Origin of the sequence: Listeria grayi (genome assembly GCF_900638015.1) — a bacterium.
In the GTDB taxonomy this organism is placed as follows: Bacteria; Bacillota; Bacilli; order Lactobacillales; family Listeriaceae; genus Listeria; species Listeria grayi.
Map to the genome: position 1 here is coordinate 2,545,298 of NZ_LR134483.1, position 17,203 is coordinate 2,562,500.

The following is a 17,203-nucleotide window of genomic DNA, read 5'->3' on the forward strand; positions in this document are numbered from 1 at the left end:
TGCTTTTCACGAAAAAAGCGAAAGAAAACCTTTTTCAGATTTTCTTTCGCTCATTTTTATTTTTTCACGATCCATTTGTAATTTTCAGCACCGATCGGATAAGTCACATAATCCTGCAAGTTATCTTTTTGCAAGTATGCCCGGCCACCTTGATAAAGCGGGATCAAAACTGCATTATCTTTTATTAGGATCCGCTCAGCCTGCAGTAAAGCGGTCCAGCGTTTTTCAACATCATTAGACAGCTTACCTTTCGCGCCTAGCACCAGCTTGTCGTATTTCTCGTTCTCGAAGCCAGTATGGTTACCTGGGCTATTGGTAATGAACAAGTTCAGATAGGTCAGCGGATCTTGATAGTCGCCGCCCCAACCGCCAAGTAGAAGTTCAAAGTCTTGAGTAACATCTGCTTTGAAACTTGCTTGGGTCGGAAGATTACGAATCTTGATCTTCAAGCCTGGTAAATTATTTTCCAACTGTGATTGGATATACTCGGATTGTTTCTTATCAAGCGACGTATCGCCAGTCGTTAGCGCTAAGGTCAGCTCTTTTTTGCCGAGCTCTTTCAATCCTTTTTGCCAATGCTTTTTAGCACTGTCTACTTGATAACCAAGTAGGTTGCCGTTCTCTTTGCGGAAATCTTCTTTTGTTTTCGGATCAAACATGATTCCTGCTGGCACATTGCCGTCTAAAGGCTTAGAACCATCTGCCAAAAGCTTGTCGACCATTGTTTCTTTGTCGATAGCCGTTGCCAGCGCGATTCGGATATCTTTATTGGCAAGCACTGTTTTCTTGCCGTCTTTCCCTTGGTTCATTTTCATGTAGATCGAACGCCCTGTAGCAATGCGATGGAAAGCTTTATTTTTTTCATATTGCTTTACAAAATCACCGTCCAGCGTCACACGATCTAATTTCCCAGTCGTATATAAATTTAAAGCGGCATTTGTATCTTTTACAACAGTTACGTGGATTTTCTTAGTTTTTACATTCTTCGCATCCCAATACGTATCGTTTTTCACATAATCCCAAGTAAGATTGGTTCCATTCCAATTATCTAATTTGTACGGACCGTTGGAGATCAAATAACGACTCGCTGTTGCATAACGATCGCCTTGCTTTTTGACATAGGCTTTGTTTTGCGGAAAAAACGTACCTGTCGTAAGCAATTCTTTGAAAATCGGCACCGGATTTTCCAGATCGACACGCAGTGTTTTTTCATCCAATGCTTTTACGCCTAATGTATCAGGATCTTTTTTACCCGCTAATATTGGAGTAGCATTTTTAACGATTTCTTCCATTTGCGGGCCATATGCCGCAGCGGTCTTCGGATCAACTACTGTTTTCCAAGCATATTCAAAATCCGCGGCAGTTACCGGATCGCCGTTCGACCAGTTTGCATCTTTTCTTATTTTAAAAATGTATGTTTTACCATTGTTTTCGATTTTCGGTTCTGCTGCTGCGAGCGCTAGCTGTGGTTTTCCTTTTTTATCTAAGCGATACAGACCTTCAAAGATTTGATTGATCACTCGGAAGCTCACACTGTTATCTGCAAGTGTGGGACTAGCACTAGGTAAGGCACTTGTTTCCATAATGTTGACAACTTGAGCTGGTTTATTCGCTTTGTTACTTTGTGTTGTATTTTTACTTTGACATGCAGTAAGTACAACTAACATCATTATCGCTAGGATACTGATGTAAAACCCCTTACGTTTAAACAAATTGAATTCCTCCCTTATTTGATTGCGCAGTATATAAAAAGAAAATGACGAACGCTTCCATAAAAGCAAATGTCCGTCATAATTATAAACAAAACTGTACCAGTTGTAAACAAAAACTGTATTATTGTTTTTTATTTAAATAAACACCTGAACCAAAAACTACTAAACTGATAATCAAAAAGAGCACAATGAAAAACAAACTCGGGTCGGTCGGGCTCAAAAATACCCGCAAGAAACAAATCACACCTGCCACGGTGAGCGTACTGACCGTAATGTCTTTCAGGCGATTTCGCGCCCAGGCATCTACTTTTTTAAAGCCAATCAGCGTTAAGAATTTAAAAAAATTTTTTGAATGCAACAGATAATGCGCGATCAGCCACATAATAAGTCCAGCGATCGCCAAACTCATTTTCGCCGTCGTCAGATCATAGCCTAAGCTATACAAGATCACACTGCCCTGCATCACCGCCAAGAATACCAGCACCAAATAAAAACAATATTTGAATTCCAGCAAAATATCGCTTTTCACTTTCTCAATGCCGTAATACTCGGTCACTAAGAAAGCAAGCATCAAGATTGGAATGATAAGCAAGCCAAGCCATTTTTGAGCGAATGTATCCGGTGAGAAATCACTACCGAAATGGATAGCTATTTCTGCCGGCAACATCGGGTATGCGATCAATGTCATTACAATCACGATTATGAGTACGCCAGTTGGGAAATAACCGATCCGTTTCATTACTCTCACCTTCCTACTCTATTTAGCAAAATAAGCAGCAAGTTCCTCTCGGTTGTCGATCATTTGAATATTCTTTGTATGTAAAAAAGTTTCTTTTGTTTTCCCCGTTCCTTCTTCTGTCAAACCTCGCGTGGCCGGAAGATAAACAAGGACTTTAAATCCCGCCCGCTGCAACTGCCATACGGTCGTTTGCACACAATAATCAAATGCCAATCCACCCACAATGACACAGCCTACTTCGCGTTCCCGAAGAAATTCAATTACTCCTGTGCTTAGGTTTTCATGGATATCATGGTAACAAGCCCCATAAGGATGCAAGTCCGGCTCCATTCCCTTCCAGATATAATAGTCATATTCCGTAGGTCTTGGCAGGCCTTCTAAAGACTCGAACCCTTTTGTTCCTGGCACACAATGTTTTACCCAAGTCAGATCGGCTTCCGGATAATCCAACGGCTGCAACATTTCTTCCGGCGTTGCTACCGTCCATACCGCTTGATCGGGATGCGCATCTTTACTGCCGATCCGATAATCGGCAAAGCCAGCCATATACTCGAGTTCCGGTACAATGGTGTCGCCGCCAGGAACAGGCAGCTCTTCCGGGCATAGTGGCGTGAATCCTTTTTGAACATCGACATCAAAAGCGGCTATTTTCATTTTGCTTCCTCCTGATTGTGATAGGTCAGCTGGGCAAATTGTCCAAACTGACTTACTGCTTTCAATGTCAATCCGATACTGCTAGCGACATCGAACAGCGGGATCCCCTTCCCAAGCAAGATCGGCGCTACAGTAATGACATATTCATCAATCACTTTTTCTTTTAAAAATTGTTTGATCAAATCCGCTCCGCCGACCAGCCAGATTTTTTCACCTTCGATCGAATCCAGCCAATCTTCTGAGCTTCCTTTTACAAATTTAGCATGTTCATCTTCCGTATTTGCTTGCTTACTAGAAAAGACATATACGGCCTTGTCAGCATAAGGGAAAGCATCTGTTAAGGAAAATATCTGCTGATAGGTTTTCTTCCCCATGACGACTGTATCGATATTTTCAAAAAAAGCGGCATAGCCCATATCGCCATCTTGATCGACCTGGTCGAGCCAAGCTACACTGCCACTTTCATTTGCAATATAGCCATCTAAACTCATCGCGATATAAAGTGATACGTGCTTTCCCTCCATAGCTTAGTCAAATCCTTTCACTACTAATTTCCCAACCATTTTGCCTCGCTCGACCTCTTGATGTGCCTCTCTCATGGTGGCAGCATTAATTGGATGAAGTACTTTTTTCACCGTTGATTTTAGTTTTCCCATATCAAAAAGTGCCCCCGCCGCTTGTAATATTTCATGTTGTCTAATTAGGTCTGGTGTTTGATATTTTGATCTGGTGAACATAGATTCATATACAAATGTCGCACTTTTATCTTTCAAAAGATTCATTTTCACTGGGTCACTCAATTCGACAATGCTACAGATTTTGCCTTGGGGACGAATCAGTTTCTGCATCGTATCCCAATATTGATATGTGTCATGCAAGCAAAGTATATAATCTACACCATTAGCAAAACCTAAATCTTGGAGTTGCTTCTCTAAGTCTTCACGATGATTGACGACATGCTTTGCGCCCATCTCTTTGATCCACGCTGCTGTTTCTTCTCGGGAAGCCGTACTGATGACTTCAAGACCTGCATAAGTCGCGAGCTGGATCGCCACCGATCCTACTCCACCAGCACCGTTGATGATAAGAATCGATTTCCCCTCATCTTTATCTTCCTCGATCCCCAAACGTTCAAATAACGCTTCCCATGCGGTGATCGTCGTCAGCGGCATTCCAGCAGCCTCTTCGATAGTCAGCGATTTTGGTTTATTCCCTACGATTCTCTCATCGATCAGTATATACTCCGCATTCGATCCTTGCCTTGTCACATCACCGGCAAAATAAACTTCATCTCCTGGTTTGAACAATCCAGCTTTTTCTCCGGTTTCTCGAACGACCCCGACGGCATCATAGCCAAGAATCCGTGGATTTGTTTCACGCGGAACCTCTGCCTTTCGCTGTTTCGTATCGACCGGATTAACTGACACAGCCAAAATTTCTACTAATAGATCATGTCCTTTAGGAGTTTCCGGTTTATCCACTTCTAGATCAAGCAGACTTTTCTCTGCTTCGATCGGTAAATGTTCATATAGTCCTACTGCTTTCATCACACAACACCTCTAATTTCTATTTTTCCCGCTTTTCTTGATTTGAAGCATTCATTTTTGAAAATATATTGAAAACCACTACTTATTTATGAGCTAAATAAGCAGCGGTCCCCCTTACCATTTGTACTTATGGGAACCTTCTTCATCTTCCCACTTTATTTTCCCGGACTCATTGCCGCTCTGATGGAGCAGCAGCGCACGAGCACCTTTCTTAAATAATGGAATAGCAATCACAACGCCCACTAGCGTCAATGCCGCAATCAGGCCGAGCCCGATCAATCCTATACCCAGCGCTACAATAAAAGCTTTCTTTAGAAATCTTCCTAGATCAAATTCCTCAGACATGTGGCTCACTCCTTCCTTTATTGGTTACATAGTAACATGAAGAAATTGGTTCTACCAATAAAACTATTTTTTCATTAGATTGATTAATCCATTTAGTTCTATTACACTTAAAATGAACTAGTTCTAAAAATCAAAAAACCGGGGTATATAGGATGAATAAAATATTGATTGTAGAAGATGATATTTATATAAATAAAATGTTACTAGAAACGTTTACTTCTATTGATTATGTATGTACCCAAGCATTCTCTGGAACAGAAGCATTATTATGTATTGACCAACAAGAATATAATGTTATCATTCTGGATTTGATGCTGCCAGGTATGAGTGGTGAAGTATTATTACCTAAATTAAAAGAAAAAAGTAATGCCTCTATTATTGTGGTTTCCTCCAAAGACTCGCTAAACAGCAAAGTAGAATTACTCTCATTAGGCGCAGATGATTATATCACCAAACCATTCGAAATCGAAGAATTAACGGCGCGCGTAGGTGTCCAATTTCGAAAAGCAAATCAACAGCCGCCTGCTAAAACAGTTGCATTTAAAAATATGTTGCTTGATAAAGATAAAAAAACACTCTCTGTTTCTAATATGCCGATACCATTGACACGCCAAGAACTGAAAATCATCGAATTACTGCTTTCCTATCCAAATAAAATATTTAGCAAACAAGAAATCTATGAATATGCATGGGATGATTTTTATGTTGGCGAAGATAAAACTGTCAATGTCCACATCTCTAATATACGTCAAAAAATCAAAACTCTTACGCGAGAAGATTGGATAAAGACAGTGTGGGGAATCGGTTTTACATTACAAAAATAAAACTTTAACATTCCTTTAACAACTATTAGCGATTGTTTTAACCTCCAAAGATACACTTAAATTACGAAATAAAGGAGGTAAACATTTATGGTTGAAAATTTATTAACAACAAATCACTTATCAAAGAAATATAATAGTCATTTCGTAGTAGACAACGTGAATATTCATGTGAAAAAAGGATCAATATATGGATTGGTTGGTCGAAATGGCGCTGGAAAGACGACATGTATGCGCATGCTGAGCGGACTCGCTTCTCCTAGCAGTGGATCTATTACATTTTTCGGCAAAACCAGTCCCAACATCCAAAAATATTTTTCCCGAATAGGTGTACTCATCGAATCCCCTGGTTTGTATGGGGAAATGAGCGCTTTTGATAATATGCGTTTAAAACAAATCGCTGTGGGACTCAAAGGAAAAAACCATATCCCCGCTATCTTAGAATTAGTAGGATTAGAACACACTAAAAATAAGAAAACCAAAAACTTCTCATTAGGAATGAAACAAAGGCTAGGCATAGCCATTGCACTTATCGGCGAGCCCGACTTATTGATTCTTGACGAACCCATAAACGGACTAGATCCTCAAGGTATAGCTGAGCTTCGCGAAACGCTCGTAAAACTTACTGAGAAAAAAAACATTACCATTATTATTTCAAGTCATATCTTAGAGGAATTAGCGAAAATGGCAACGACGTATGGCTTTATTGATAAAGGAAAATTGATTCAAGAGATTTCTCACGATGAGTTGATGGAGAAAACAAAAGAGTATACTCAGCTTCAATTGGAGGATACTAGCGCTGCCGCAGTTGTTATCGAAGAAATGGGGATCACCGATTACATCGTAAAAGACGCCACGACGATTCAAATCTACGAAAAACAGATAAGCAGTAAAAAAATAGCAGCACAGCTTGCCCAAGCTAATGTTCTAGTCGATTCTATCTCTATATCGCACCAATCTTTGGAAAATTATTTTTTAAATCTGACAGGAGGAATTACACATGCTTAATATCATCAAAATGGATCTTTACAGAATGCTTAAAGCCAAAAGCACCTATATCATTATATTAGGCATATGTTTAGTTTCCCTTATGCTCCTCTATCAATCACATGAAGCTTTAATTGATTTGAAGAAAGGCATCCCCGTTCCTGAGCTTTCAGTAGGAATCGGAAATGATGTTTCAGCATTAGCTAAAAACCCTTCTATATTAGCATTGTTCTATTCTATCTTTGGTAGTTTTACTATCGCCTTAGGACTTTCCGTTTTTAGCATTCTGTTTATCACTCGCGAAGAATCAACTGGTTTTATTAAAAATATTGCTGGGCAAGTTAGCAGTCGAAGTCACTTAGTTATTTCAAAATTAGTTTGCCAGAGCGCGTTTATACTTTTATCTTTTTTAACAAGTATGCTTACAGCTTTCTTTGCTGGGAAAATATTTTTTGATTCATTGGAATTTGGTTCCCCCTCTATTTTTTGGAAACCGATTTGCTTGCAATTCCTACTGCACATCGCTTTTGCAACAATCTTATTAATGCTAGTATTCCTGATCAAGCAGTTAATCATTTCTTTATTGATCAGCATAACCCTTTGTTTTGGTGTATTCAGCTACCTTTACGCACTTATCAGCAAGGGAATCAATCACCTTTTTAAAATTAACGGTTTTGACATCAGTAACTATACAATCACTGGAAACATCGGCGGAGCTGCTAGTAATATGGATTATATGCGTATCATCTCCGTATCGATCGTATATATCATCATTATGTTGTTAGTTAGTATTCTTATTCGCCAAAAACAAGATATCAAATAATAATTGAAAGCGGGTATTTAAGTGATATGAATTGGCTTGTTATTATTCTTAGTCTGATTGCATTTTCAAGTCTTCTTCGCTTATGGATGTATAAATTACACCTTCGCGATCTCAACAAACAGTTACGCTTCATGACAGAATATGAAACAAATATGCTCTTAACCAGCCAAATAAACAGTAAAAATTGGAATAACATGCATGTGCTGATTAACACACTTATTACCGAGCAACACTCTATAAAGCAGCTTTATCAACATAACGAACAAACTTTCAGAAACACACTTACCGATCTTTCCCATGATATCCGAACACCATTGACCTCTTTAGATGGCTACTTTCAAATTCTTGTTAAAGAAAAAGATCCAGCAAAACGACGTTATTATGAAAATATTATCCAAGGCCGTATTTATGTATTAAAAGAAATGTTGGAAGCGATTTTCATGTATACAAAATTGCAAAATGAAACCTATGAATTAAATATAGAAAAAGTACAGTTGAATTCTATTTTAATTGACACGATTTTCTCCTTTTACCAAGAAATGGAAGAACAGCACCTTAAACCTCGGATTACTATCACCGAAACCCCAATTTTTATAGAAGGAAATAAAGAGGCTTTGCACCGCATTTTTTCTAACCTGATCAATAATGCCTTGATTCATGGTAAGGACAGTTTAGAAATTACACTATCACAAAAAAACGAAACTATTCAGTTGGTATTCGCAAATAATATCCCTTCTAAATATAAAGTTGATATCAATAAAGTCTTTGACCGCTTTTACATGTCTGATAGTTCCCGCAATAACAATTCAACTGGCCTAGGTCTATTTATCACTAAAGAACTGACAACCAAAATGCAAGGTGATGTATCTGCTGAGTTGGAAGATGGGGTATTTCGCATGAATTTAACATTTACTGCTTCACAAATGGAAAAGAGTTAGCCCTAGGGCTAACTCTTTTCTAATTACAATGGTGACACTGCTTCGAATGACTTTCCAATTGGATCGTGCTGTGTTCTAAGTGATAGTTGCTTTGTAGGTATTTCTCAATCTGCGTCAAAATCGATTCACGGTCAGCATCATCTGTAACTTTCACATGTGCCGTAAGCGCTGTGAAATCTGAAGTGATCGCCCATATATGGAGATCATGCACTTCCTTTACACCATTTATCGCAAGCATATCTGTCGTGATCTTATCCATGTCGATGCTAGTCGGTTTCCCTTCCATCAAAATATGGATAGAATCTTTCAAAATTCGGAAGCCGCTCACTAGTACAAGAAAGGAAACGATAACGCTGGCAATCGGATCGGCTAGATTCCAGCCGAAGAAAATGATGAGCAAAGCTGCAATAATAGCACCAACGGAACCAAGCAGATCGCCAAAGACATGAAGTAAAGCACTCCGCATATTCAGATTTTCATGACTTTCCCCGCGCATCAAAATAACAGCTACTAAAATATTGATTAGCAGACCGAGCACGGAAATAATCATCATTCCAGGCCCAATAACATCAGGTGGCGCAAAAAAACGGTGATAGGCCTCATAAAAAATAAATAATGCGATAATAATAAGTGCTAACCCATTTAAAAATGCTGCTAAGATCTCAAATCGTTTATAACCATATGTTTTCGATTGATCTGCCGCCTTTTCTCCAAATTTAAATGCTGCCAAACTCAATCCTAAGGCAACCGCGTCACTGAACATATGTCCCGCATCCGAGAGCAACGCCAGACTGTTGGTCAGCAAACCGCCAACTATTTCTGCAACCATAAAAACGGCAATCAATATAAAACTAAGGAAGAGCGATTTTTTATTCGCATTATGTGCATGATTATGGCTGTGATGTTCGTGTGCCATCCCACTTCATTCCTTTCTATTTTTATTATATGTATATATTAGCATATAAGCATTAATAGTGCAAAAAAATTGCTAGGAAATTATTTATTCCCTAGCAATTTTTCTTGGATATACACACCGACGCCGCCACTTTCATTGTCCAATGTTACTTCGTCAGCTCGTTCTAATGTAGTCGGGATCGCATTGGCAACTGCAACACCGATTTGAGAAGCTTCTAGCATCCCAGCGTCATTTTCATTATCGCCAAAGGCTGCAGTAGTAGTCAAATCGATATACCCTTGCGTGGCTAAATAACGCAGCCCATTTTCTTTGTCGATACCTTTATTCATAATGTCCACTAAGTTGGAAGCTGAAGAAAGAACTGATAACGGTAATCCGCTCAACGCTTGTTTTATCGCTGCTTGTTTCTCTTTACTTTCCTCGATCACAAGGATCTTCAAAGGAAATTCGCCTTCTTTCAATTCAGCCAGTGGATCTGCGGAGATTGTAAGTGGAACTTGTTCATTTTCCGGCAATGTCTCATTCAGCTTGTCAAAAAAGGCAATCTTTCCTGATTTTGATGGCCCTAAAATCCGTTCTGTCGTATAAATGTGGAAGTCCAAGCCTTGCGCGTGGATCGTAGCCAACACTTCTTTCACTAGATCCAAGGAAATATCACTTTTATAAAGGATCTCATTTTTTGTAAAATCACGAATCAAACCACCATTACAAGAAATTACTGGTGTCGTGATATTCAATTCATGGATAAATTTTAAAATTGCTAGGTCAAGACGTCCGGTAGCAAGGAATAATTGGTTTCCTTCTGCCTGCCATTCTCCTAAAACTTCCTTATTCAACGGATGGATCGCATCCCCCGCCTTTAATAATAACGTACCGTCCATATCTGTGACAATCGTGTTTATGTTTGTCAAACTGGTTCCCCTCTTTCCCTATTATTGAGCTTGTTCCATTTCTTTATCACGCTTGATCGTTGCCGCTACACTTTTCATTACTGTAGGGACAAAACTATTGTCCAGCAACGCATCTACGCCTGCAATCGTTGTTCCGCCCGGCGAACAAACTTTATCAATCAGCGGCCAAGGTTCTTCCTCTGATTCTAAGATCATTTTGGCACTTCCCAAAACGGTTTGAGCAGCGATCCGCAATGCTTTTTGTTTATTCATCCCAGCTTTTACAGCACCTCTCGCGATCGAATCCATATATAAGAACGCGAACGCAGGTGCACTTCCAGCAATAGCAGTAAAGATACTGAATTCTTCTTCTGACACACGTTCTACGGCTCCCACCGTTTGAAAAATCGCTTCCGCCTGCTGCAGCTGTGCTTCCGAAGTCGCATCATTTGCTGCGATACCGGACATTGATTCGCCGATGACAGCATTCATATTCGGCATGACCCGAATCGCAGGGACCTCTGCGCCAAATTGTTCAGACAACCATGCAGTGGTGATTCCAGCAGCAATCGAGATCACTGGTATTTTTTTCGCTTGAACAGCCTTGCAAATCTCAGCGACCACATTCGGAAATCCAACTGGCTTGACCGCAAGTACAACAATATCGCTTTCTTCAACCAGCGCTTGGCTCGACGCAACTCCTGTTACATCCATTTTTGCAGCATAAGCTTCTGTTTTTTCAGAATGATGGTTGTAAACGAATATGGACTTTTCTATTTCAGTATCTTTTTTCAACCCGGAAATGATTCCTGTCGCCATATTTCCTGTACCAATGAATCCTATCTTCATCCTTTAACATCCTTTCGCAAAAAGTTCTTCTTCTAATATAGCACAAAAAAAGAGCCAGAGCGGCTCTTTTGTTTGCTGATAACTATTTTTTGATGATTGCTTCTTTTTTACGGTCTTGGATAAAGAAGCTCAATATCAGACCCAGTACAGAGAAGATGACCGCAACCATAAAGGCTGCTTCCATCCCGCCTAAATTGGCATCAAGTGCTTTTTGAGCAGCTTGAGTCGGATGACCAGCCATCCACATCTTACTTGGCATATTGTTTTTCGTGACATTCGTTAATACAGTGATCAATATCGCCGTTCCGATCGAACCGGCAATTTGACGAATCGTATTATTCACGGCTGTACCATGATTGATCAGTTTTTCCGGCAAAGCATTCATCCCAGCTGTACTTACCGGCATCATAACCATTGCGATCCCTAGGAAACGAACTGCATAGAAAATCACGACGTACCAGATAGATGTATCTGCTTTTAAGAAAATAAATGGTATCGTTCCGCCTGTTAGAATGATCAGGCCGATAATCGTCAGCCAACGCGCCCCGATCTTATCAAAGATGATCCCAGTCACAGGGCTCATGATCCCCATTACAAGTGCACCTGGAAGAAGTAATAATCCCGAATGGAATGCAGACTCACCAAGAATGTTTTGGGTGTAAAGCGGTAAGACGATCTCTGCTCCGATCATTGCCATCATGACGATCGAACCTAAGATGACGGACAACGTGAAAATCGGATAGCGGAAAACACGCATTTCCAAGATCGGATTGTCGATCCGCAACTGGCGCCATACGAATAGGAATGTAAATACAGCTCCCAATATCAGCATCGTTACCACAACTGGATCAGACCAGCCATCGTTTCCAGCTGCACTAAATCCGTAGAGCAACGAACCGAATCCTAATGTAGACAAAACAATCGAGAAATAATCGATTTTTGTATTTTTAAGAATGACTACTTTTTTCATTCCGAAAATAGCCAAAATAATATCAATAACAGCAATCGGTATCAAGATGATAAAGAGGACATGCCAGTCATATGAATCAACGACCCAACCAGACAACGTAGGACCGATTGCCGGAGCAAAGGCAATAACCAGCCCCATCAGCCCCATTATGGCTCCTCGTCGTTCCCTCGGGAAGATCAGTAAGAAAATCGTTTGCAAGAGCGGCATCATAATACCTGCTCCAGCTGCTTGAATGATCCGACCAATCAATAAAGTAGAAAACGAACCCGAAATGGCCGCAATCACCGTTCCGATAGTAAATACTATCATTGCTGTAAGAAACAAGACTTTTGAACTTATCTTTTCAATCAATAAGGCAGTGATCGGTATCATAATACCGTTCGTCAATAAAAATGCAGTTGTAAGCCACTGACCAGTCGCCGCAGTTATATCCAGATCCTTCATGATTTTCGGCAATGCAGTAGCAAGTATAGTCTGATTCAATACGGCCACAAATGCACCGACGATCATCGTAACTACTAAGAAGGCACGGCTATAATTTTTACCGTTCACATCGACTGCTTGCTCTGTAGGTGTAGTAGTTGTCACAATTATTCCCCTTCCTTCTCGCAAAATAGCGAATAATTGTAGTATAAATAAAAAGAACTGCTAAGTCAATAAAAATATACTCATAGTATAAATTTTATAATAAGCGATTGATATTACCCTCTAACTCCACGATTTCACTTTGGATCTCCGGCAATGCATTTTGCTTCAAATAAAGTAGCGTTCCTTGCACAATAAAGTGCCGCGGCGTTTCCTGAGTATTGACCTCGATCAGCAATGCCTTGAGCGACTCTTTATACTGCCACTTATCTTGATCCAAAATATCAAGCTCATCGATTTTATCAGCCAACGCTTCTACAGCTTCTCTTACCAAAGCTAGCCGTTTGTTCCGAACAAGATTGCTGTCCGATATAATTGCTTCAATATCCTCTTTCGTCATCATCAGGTCTTCTGTTTGGACAATATCTTCCACCAAAACATCCATTCGGCGCATGATATATAAAAGAATCCGATCAATAAAACTTTCATCCATATTTTTATGAGCCATTGTAAGCACTGCAATAATAAGCATCCCACACAGCATCCACGTAATATCAGCCTCGTACTTTTTAACACGCTTACCATAGACATCTACTAACATCTGCTTCAGAAACTCAATCCCTTTATAACGAATACCACGAAGATATTCATTAAATTCTTTATCGCCGACACCATTAGAAATTGTGACATCCAACACTTCGCCGTTATTTTTATTAAAATAGATCATCATTTTTAAAACATCGATAAAGTTATCTTTCTTACTTTGAGACTGATTTGACATGATCTGCTCTAAACGCTGGAATAAAATGGCGTGTTCTTGCTTAAAAATAGCAATTGCCAACTCTTCTTTAGAAGTAAAATAATTATAAAATGTTCCCTTTGAAACGCTGCTTTTATCTATTATATCTTGAACAGAAACTTGAAAATACCCCTTCGTCTGGAATAATTCTTTTGCTGCGAGTACGATTTGCGATTTCTTGGTCTTCATTTACTCCCCTCCATTATACCTATAGTATAAAATAAACTAGACGTTTATTCAAGTATAGGGCCAGATGCCTTATTTCATTTTGAGATATATTTAGTAATAAAAAAGATAGTCAGCATTGGAAGCTGACTATCTTTTTTATTAAGCCACTTGTCGGACTTGAACCGACGACCCCTTCCTTACCATGGAAGTGCTCTACCAGCTGAGCTAAAGCGGCAATTATATTTTTATACACAAAAAATGGCTCCACAGGTAGGACTCGAACCTACGACCGATCGGTTAACAGCCGATTGCTCTACCAACTGAGCTACTGTGGAACAATAAAAAAATTGCCCGGCAGCGACCTACTCTCACAGGGGGAAACCCCCTACTACCATTGGCGCAGAGAAGCTTAACTACCGTGTTCGGGATGGGAACGGGTGTGACCTTCTCGCCATAACTACCAGACAATATAAGAGAAAAACATTCTCTCAAAACTAGAGAAGAAAGGTTGTAAAGTTTTCACCGATAATCATTTTTATTGGTTAAGTCCTCGATCGATTAGTATTTGTCCGCTCCATATGTTGCCATACTTCCACTCCAAACCTATCTACCTGATCATCTTTCAGGGATCTTACTTTCCGAAGAAATGGGAAATCTCATCTTGAGGGGGGCTTCACGCTTAGATGCTTTCAGCGTTTATCCCTGCCGCACATAGCTACCCAGCGATGCTCCTGGCGGAACAACTGGTACACCAGCGGTGCGTCCATCCCGGTCCTCTCGTACTAAGGACAGCTCCTCTCAAATTTCCTGCGCCCGCGACGGATAGGGACCGAACTGTCTCACGACGTTCTGAACCCAGCTCGCGTGCCGCTTTAATGGGCGAACAGCCCAACCCTTGGGACCGACTACAGCCCCAGGATGCGACGAGCCGACATCGAGGTGCCAAACCTCCCCGTCGATGTGGACTCTTGGGGGAGATAAGCCTGTTATCCCCGGGGTAGCTTTTATCCGTTGAGCGATGGCCCTTCCATGCGGAACCACCGGATCACTAAGCCCGACTTTCGTCCCTGCTCGACTTGTCAGTCTCGCAGTCAAGCTCCCTTGTGCCTTTACACTCTGCGAATGATTTCCATCCATTCTGAGGGAACCTTTGGGCGCCTCCGTTACTCTTTAGGAGGCGACCGCCCCAGTCAAACTGCCCACCTGACACTGTCTCCCCACGCGCTAAGCGTGGCGGGTTAGAATGGTCATACAGCCAGGGTAGTATCCCACCATTGCCTCCTTGCACGCTGGCGCGCGCAGCTCTTAGGCTCCTACCTATCCTGTACAAGCGGTACAAACATTCCATATCAGGTTGCAGTAAAGCTCCACGGGGTCTTTCCGTCCTGTCGCGGGTAACCTGCATCTTCACAGGTACTATAATTTCACCGAGTCTCTCGTTGAGACAGTGCCCAGATCGTTGCGCCTTTCGTGCGGGTCGGAACTTACCCGACAAGGAATTTCGCTACCTTAGGACCGTTATAGTTACGGCCGCCGTTTACTGGGGCTTCAATTCGCACCTTCGCTTGCGCTAAGCGCTCCTCTTAACCTTCCAGCACCGGGCAGGCGTCAGCCCCTATACGTCACCTTACGGTTTTGCAGAGACCTGTGTTTTTGCTAAACAGTCGCCTGGGCCTATTCACTGCGGCTCTCTCGGGCTTTCACCCTAATAGAGCACCCCTTCTCCCGAAGTTACGGGGTCATTTTGCCGAGTTCCTTAACGAGAGTTCTCTCGCTCACCTTAGGATTCTCTCCTCATCTACCTGTGTCGGTTTGCGGTACGGGCAGTACAGTTCTAACTAGAGGCTTTTCTTGACAGCGTGAAATCAGGAACTTCCGTACTTAATTTCCTTCCCCATCACAGCTCATGCTTCGCGAGAAGCGGATTTGCCTACTTCTCACACTCACTGCTTGGACGCACCTTTCCATTCGTGCGATTCCTTATCCTTCTGTGTCACCCCATTGCTCAAACAAACGGCACTGGTACAGGAATATCAACCTGTTGTCCATCGCCTACGCCTATCGGCCTCGGCTTAGGTCCCGACTAACCCTGAGCGGACGAGCCTTCCTCAGGAAACCTTAGATATTCGGTGGAAGGGATTCTCACCCTTCTTTCGCTACTCATACCGGCATTCTCACTTCTAAGCGCTCCACCAGTCCTTCCGGTCTGACTTCAACGCCCTTAGAACGCTCTCCTACCACGAACATCCGAAGATGTTCATCCACAGTTTCGGTAATACGTTTAGCCCCGGTACATTTTCGGCGCGGGGTCACTCGACCAGTGAGCTATTACGCACTCTTTCAATGGTGGCTGCTTCTAAGCCAACATCCTGGTTGTCTAAGCAACCCCACATCCTTTTCCACTTAACGTATATTTTGGGACCTTAACTGGTGGTCTGGGCTGTTTCCCTTTCGACTACGGATCTTATCACTCGCAGTCTGACTCCCGAGTATAAGTACATGGCATTCGGAGTTTATCTGAATTCGGTAACCCGAGAAGGGCCCCTAGTCCAAACAGTGCTCTACCTCCACGACTCTTTACCTCGAGGCTAGCCCTAAAGCTATTTCGGAGAGAACCAGCTATCTCCAAGTTCGATTGGAATTTCTCCGCTACCCACACCTCATCCCCGCACTTTTCAACGTGCGTGGGTTCGGGCCTCCAGTAAGTATTACCTTACCTTCACCCTGGACATGGGTAGATCACCTGGTTTCGGGTCTACGACCTGTTACTTCATACGCCCTATTCAGACTCGCTTTCGCTACGGCTCCGCTTTTTCCGCTTAACCTTGCAACAAATCGTAACTCGCCGGTTCATTCTACAAAAGGCACGCTATCACCCATTAACGGGCTCTAACTACTTGTAGGCACACGGTTTCAGGTACTATTTCACTCCCCTTCCGGGGTGCTTTTCACCTTTCCCTCACGGTACTGGTTCACTATCGGTCACTAGGGAGTATTTAGCCTTGGGAGATGGTCCTCCCGGATTCCGACGGAATTTCACGTGTTCCGCCGTACTCAGGATCCACTCTGGAGGGAAAGACGTTTCGACTACCGGGCTTTTACCGTCTCTGGCGGGCCTTTCCAGACCGCTTCATCTACATCCTTCTTTTGTAACTCCGTATAGAGTGTCCTACAACCCCAAGAAGCAAGCTTCTTGGTTTGGGCTCTTTCCGTTTCGCTCGCCGCTACTCAGGAAATCGATTTTTCTTTCTCTTCCTCCAGGTACTTAGATGTTTCAGTTCCCTGGGTCTGCCTTCCTAACGCTATGTATTCACGTCAGGATACTATCCGACTAAAGATAGTGGGTTCCCCCATTCGGAAATCTCTGGATCAACGCTTACGTACAGCTCCCCAAAGCATATCGGTGTTAGTCCCGTCCTTCTTCGGCTCCTAGTGCCAAGGCATCCACCGTGCGCCCTTC

At 41.9% G+C, this 17,203-nt stretch carries 15 protein-coding genes, 2 tRNA genes and 2 rRNA genes (1 of these 19 only partly in view); 4 read left to right on the top strand and 15 right to left on the bottom strand.

All coding sequences use genetic code 11. The annotated features are described in order from the left end of the window. Positions 1-56: 56 nt before the first annotated feature. The 6 genes from EL241_RS12500 to EL241_RS12525 form a co-directional block, all read right to left on the bottom strand. Complete coding sequence (locus EL241_RS12500) at positions 57-1,670, bottom strand: peptide ABC transporter substrate-binding protein (protein ID WP_052009163.1); 1,614 nt, start codon at positions 1,668-1,670, stop codon at positions 57-59. 163 nt (positions 1,671-1,833) lie between these two features. After that, entirely contained in the window at positions 1,834-2,451 is a 618-nt protein-coding gene (locus tag EL241_RS12505; RefSeq protein ID WP_003758725.1) for a DUF1648 domain-containing protein, read from the bottom strand. Between the two features lie 18 nt (positions 2,452-2,469). Beyond that, entirely contained in the window at positions 2,470-3,105 is a 636-nt protein-coding gene (locus EL241_RS12510) for an isochorismatase family protein (RefSeq protein WP_036105868.1), read from the bottom strand. Beyond that, complete coding sequence (locus tag EL241_RS12515) at positions 3,102-3,629, bottom strand: dihydrofolate reductase family protein (protein ID WP_036105871.1); 528 nt, start codon at positions 3,627-3,629, stop codon at positions 3,102-3,104. Before EL241_RS12515 ends, EL241_RS12510 begins: the two co-directional genes overlap by 4 nt. A 3-nt stretch (positions 3,630-3,632) precedes the next feature. Next, a complete protein-coding gene (locus EL241_RS12520; protein ID WP_003758719.1) occupies positions 3,633-4,652 on the bottom strand; it encodes a zinc-binding alcohol dehydrogenase family protein in 1,020 nt (339 codons plus the stop codon). A 114-nt stretch (positions 4,653-4,766) separates the two neighbouring features. Continuing rightward, the gene (locus tag EL241_RS12525) at positions 4,767-4,997 is read right to left on the bottom strand and encodes a hypothetical protein (RefSeq protein ID WP_036105873.1); all 231 of its coding nucleotides are present in this window, start codon (positions 4,995-4,997) and stop codon (positions 4,767-4,769) included. A 152-nt stretch (positions 4,998-5,149) separates the two neighbouring features. On the opposite strand from EL241_RS12525, the gene EL241_RS12530 reads away from it, so the two are divergent. The 4 genes from EL241_RS12530 to EL241_RS12545 all read left to right on the top strand — a co-directional run bounded on the left by EL241_RS12530 (position 5,150) and on the right by EL241_RS12545 (position 8,566). Continuing rightward, positions 5,150-5,821, top strand: a complete 672-nt coding sequence (locus EL241_RS12530) for a response regulator transcription factor (RefSeq protein ID WP_126320634.1) — start codon at positions 5,150-5,152, stop codon at positions 5,819-5,821. An 87-nt stretch (positions 5,822-5,908) separates the two neighbouring features. After that, complete coding sequence (locus tag EL241_RS12535) at positions 5,909-6,826, top strand: ATP-binding cassette domain-containing protein (RefSeq protein WP_126320635.1); 918 nt, start codon at positions 5,909-5,911, stop codon at positions 6,824-6,826. Next, positions 6,819-7,628 (top strand): ABC transporter permease, encoded by an 810-nt coding sequence (locus EL241_RS12540; protein ID WP_036105876.1) that lies wholly within the window; start codon positions 6,819-6,821, stop codon positions 7,626-7,628. Before EL241_RS12535 ends, EL241_RS12540 begins: the two co-directional genes overlap by 8 nt. A 131-nt stretch (positions 7,629-7,759) precedes the next feature. Then, positions 7,760-8,566, top strand: coding sequence for a sensor histidine kinase (locus EL241_RS12545; RefSeq protein WP_159099844.1), 807 nt, complete (start codon positions 7,760-7,762; stop codon positions 8,564-8,566). A 19-nt stretch (positions 8,567-8,585) separates the two neighbouring features. Here EL241_RS12545 and EL241_RS12550 read toward each other — a convergent pair whose 3' ends face one another. The 9 genes from EL241_RS12550 to EL241_RS12590 all read right to left on the bottom strand — a co-directional run. After that, positions 8,586-9,482, bottom strand: a complete 897-nt coding sequence (locus EL241_RS12550) for a cation diffusion facilitator family transporter (protein WP_003758717.1) — start codon at positions 9,480-9,482, stop codon at positions 8,586-8,588. Between the two features lie 80 nt (positions 9,483-9,562). Beyond that, positions 9,563-10,363, bottom strand: coding sequence for an HAD family hydrolase (locus EL241_RS12555; RefSeq protein ID WP_170166180.1), 801 nt, complete (start codon positions 10,361-10,363; stop codon positions 9,563-9,565). 51 nt (positions 10,364-10,414) lie between these two features. Further along, positions 10,415-11,221 carry a pyrroline-5-carboxylate reductase gene (proC, locus tag EL241_RS12560; RefSeq protein WP_036105881.1) on the bottom strand — a complete coding sequence of 269 codons (807 nt, stop codon included), beginning with the start codon at positions 11,219-11,221 and terminating at the stop codon, positions 10,415-10,417. Between the two features lie 82 nt (positions 11,222-11,303). Then, entirely contained in the window at positions 11,304-12,701 is a 1,398-nt protein-coding gene (locus tag EL241_RS12565; RefSeq protein WP_232020879.1) for an MDR family MFS transporter, read from the bottom strand. A 172-nt stretch (positions 12,702-12,873) separates the two neighbouring features. Next, positions 12,874-13,764, bottom strand: a complete 891-nt coding sequence (locus EL241_RS12570; RefSeq protein WP_036105883.1) for a TetR/AcrR family transcriptional regulator — start codon at positions 13,762-13,764, stop codon at positions 12,874-12,876. Positions 13,765-13,905: 141 nt separating this feature from the next. Then, a tRNA-Thr gene (locus tag EL241_RS12575) sits at positions 13,906-13,978 on the bottom strand. 24 nt (positions 13,979-14,002) lie between these two features. Further along, positions 14,003-14,078, bottom strand: a tRNA-Asn gene (locus tag EL241_RS12580). 14 nt (positions 14,079-14,092) lie between these two features. Next, positions 14,093-14,208: ribosomal RNA gene (rrf, locus tag EL241_RS12585) — 5S ribosomal RNA — on the bottom strand. Between the two features lie 73 nt (positions 14,209-14,281). Then, a 23S ribosomal RNA gene (locus EL241_RS12590) occupies positions 14,282-17,203 on the bottom strand; it runs 11 nt beyond the window's last position.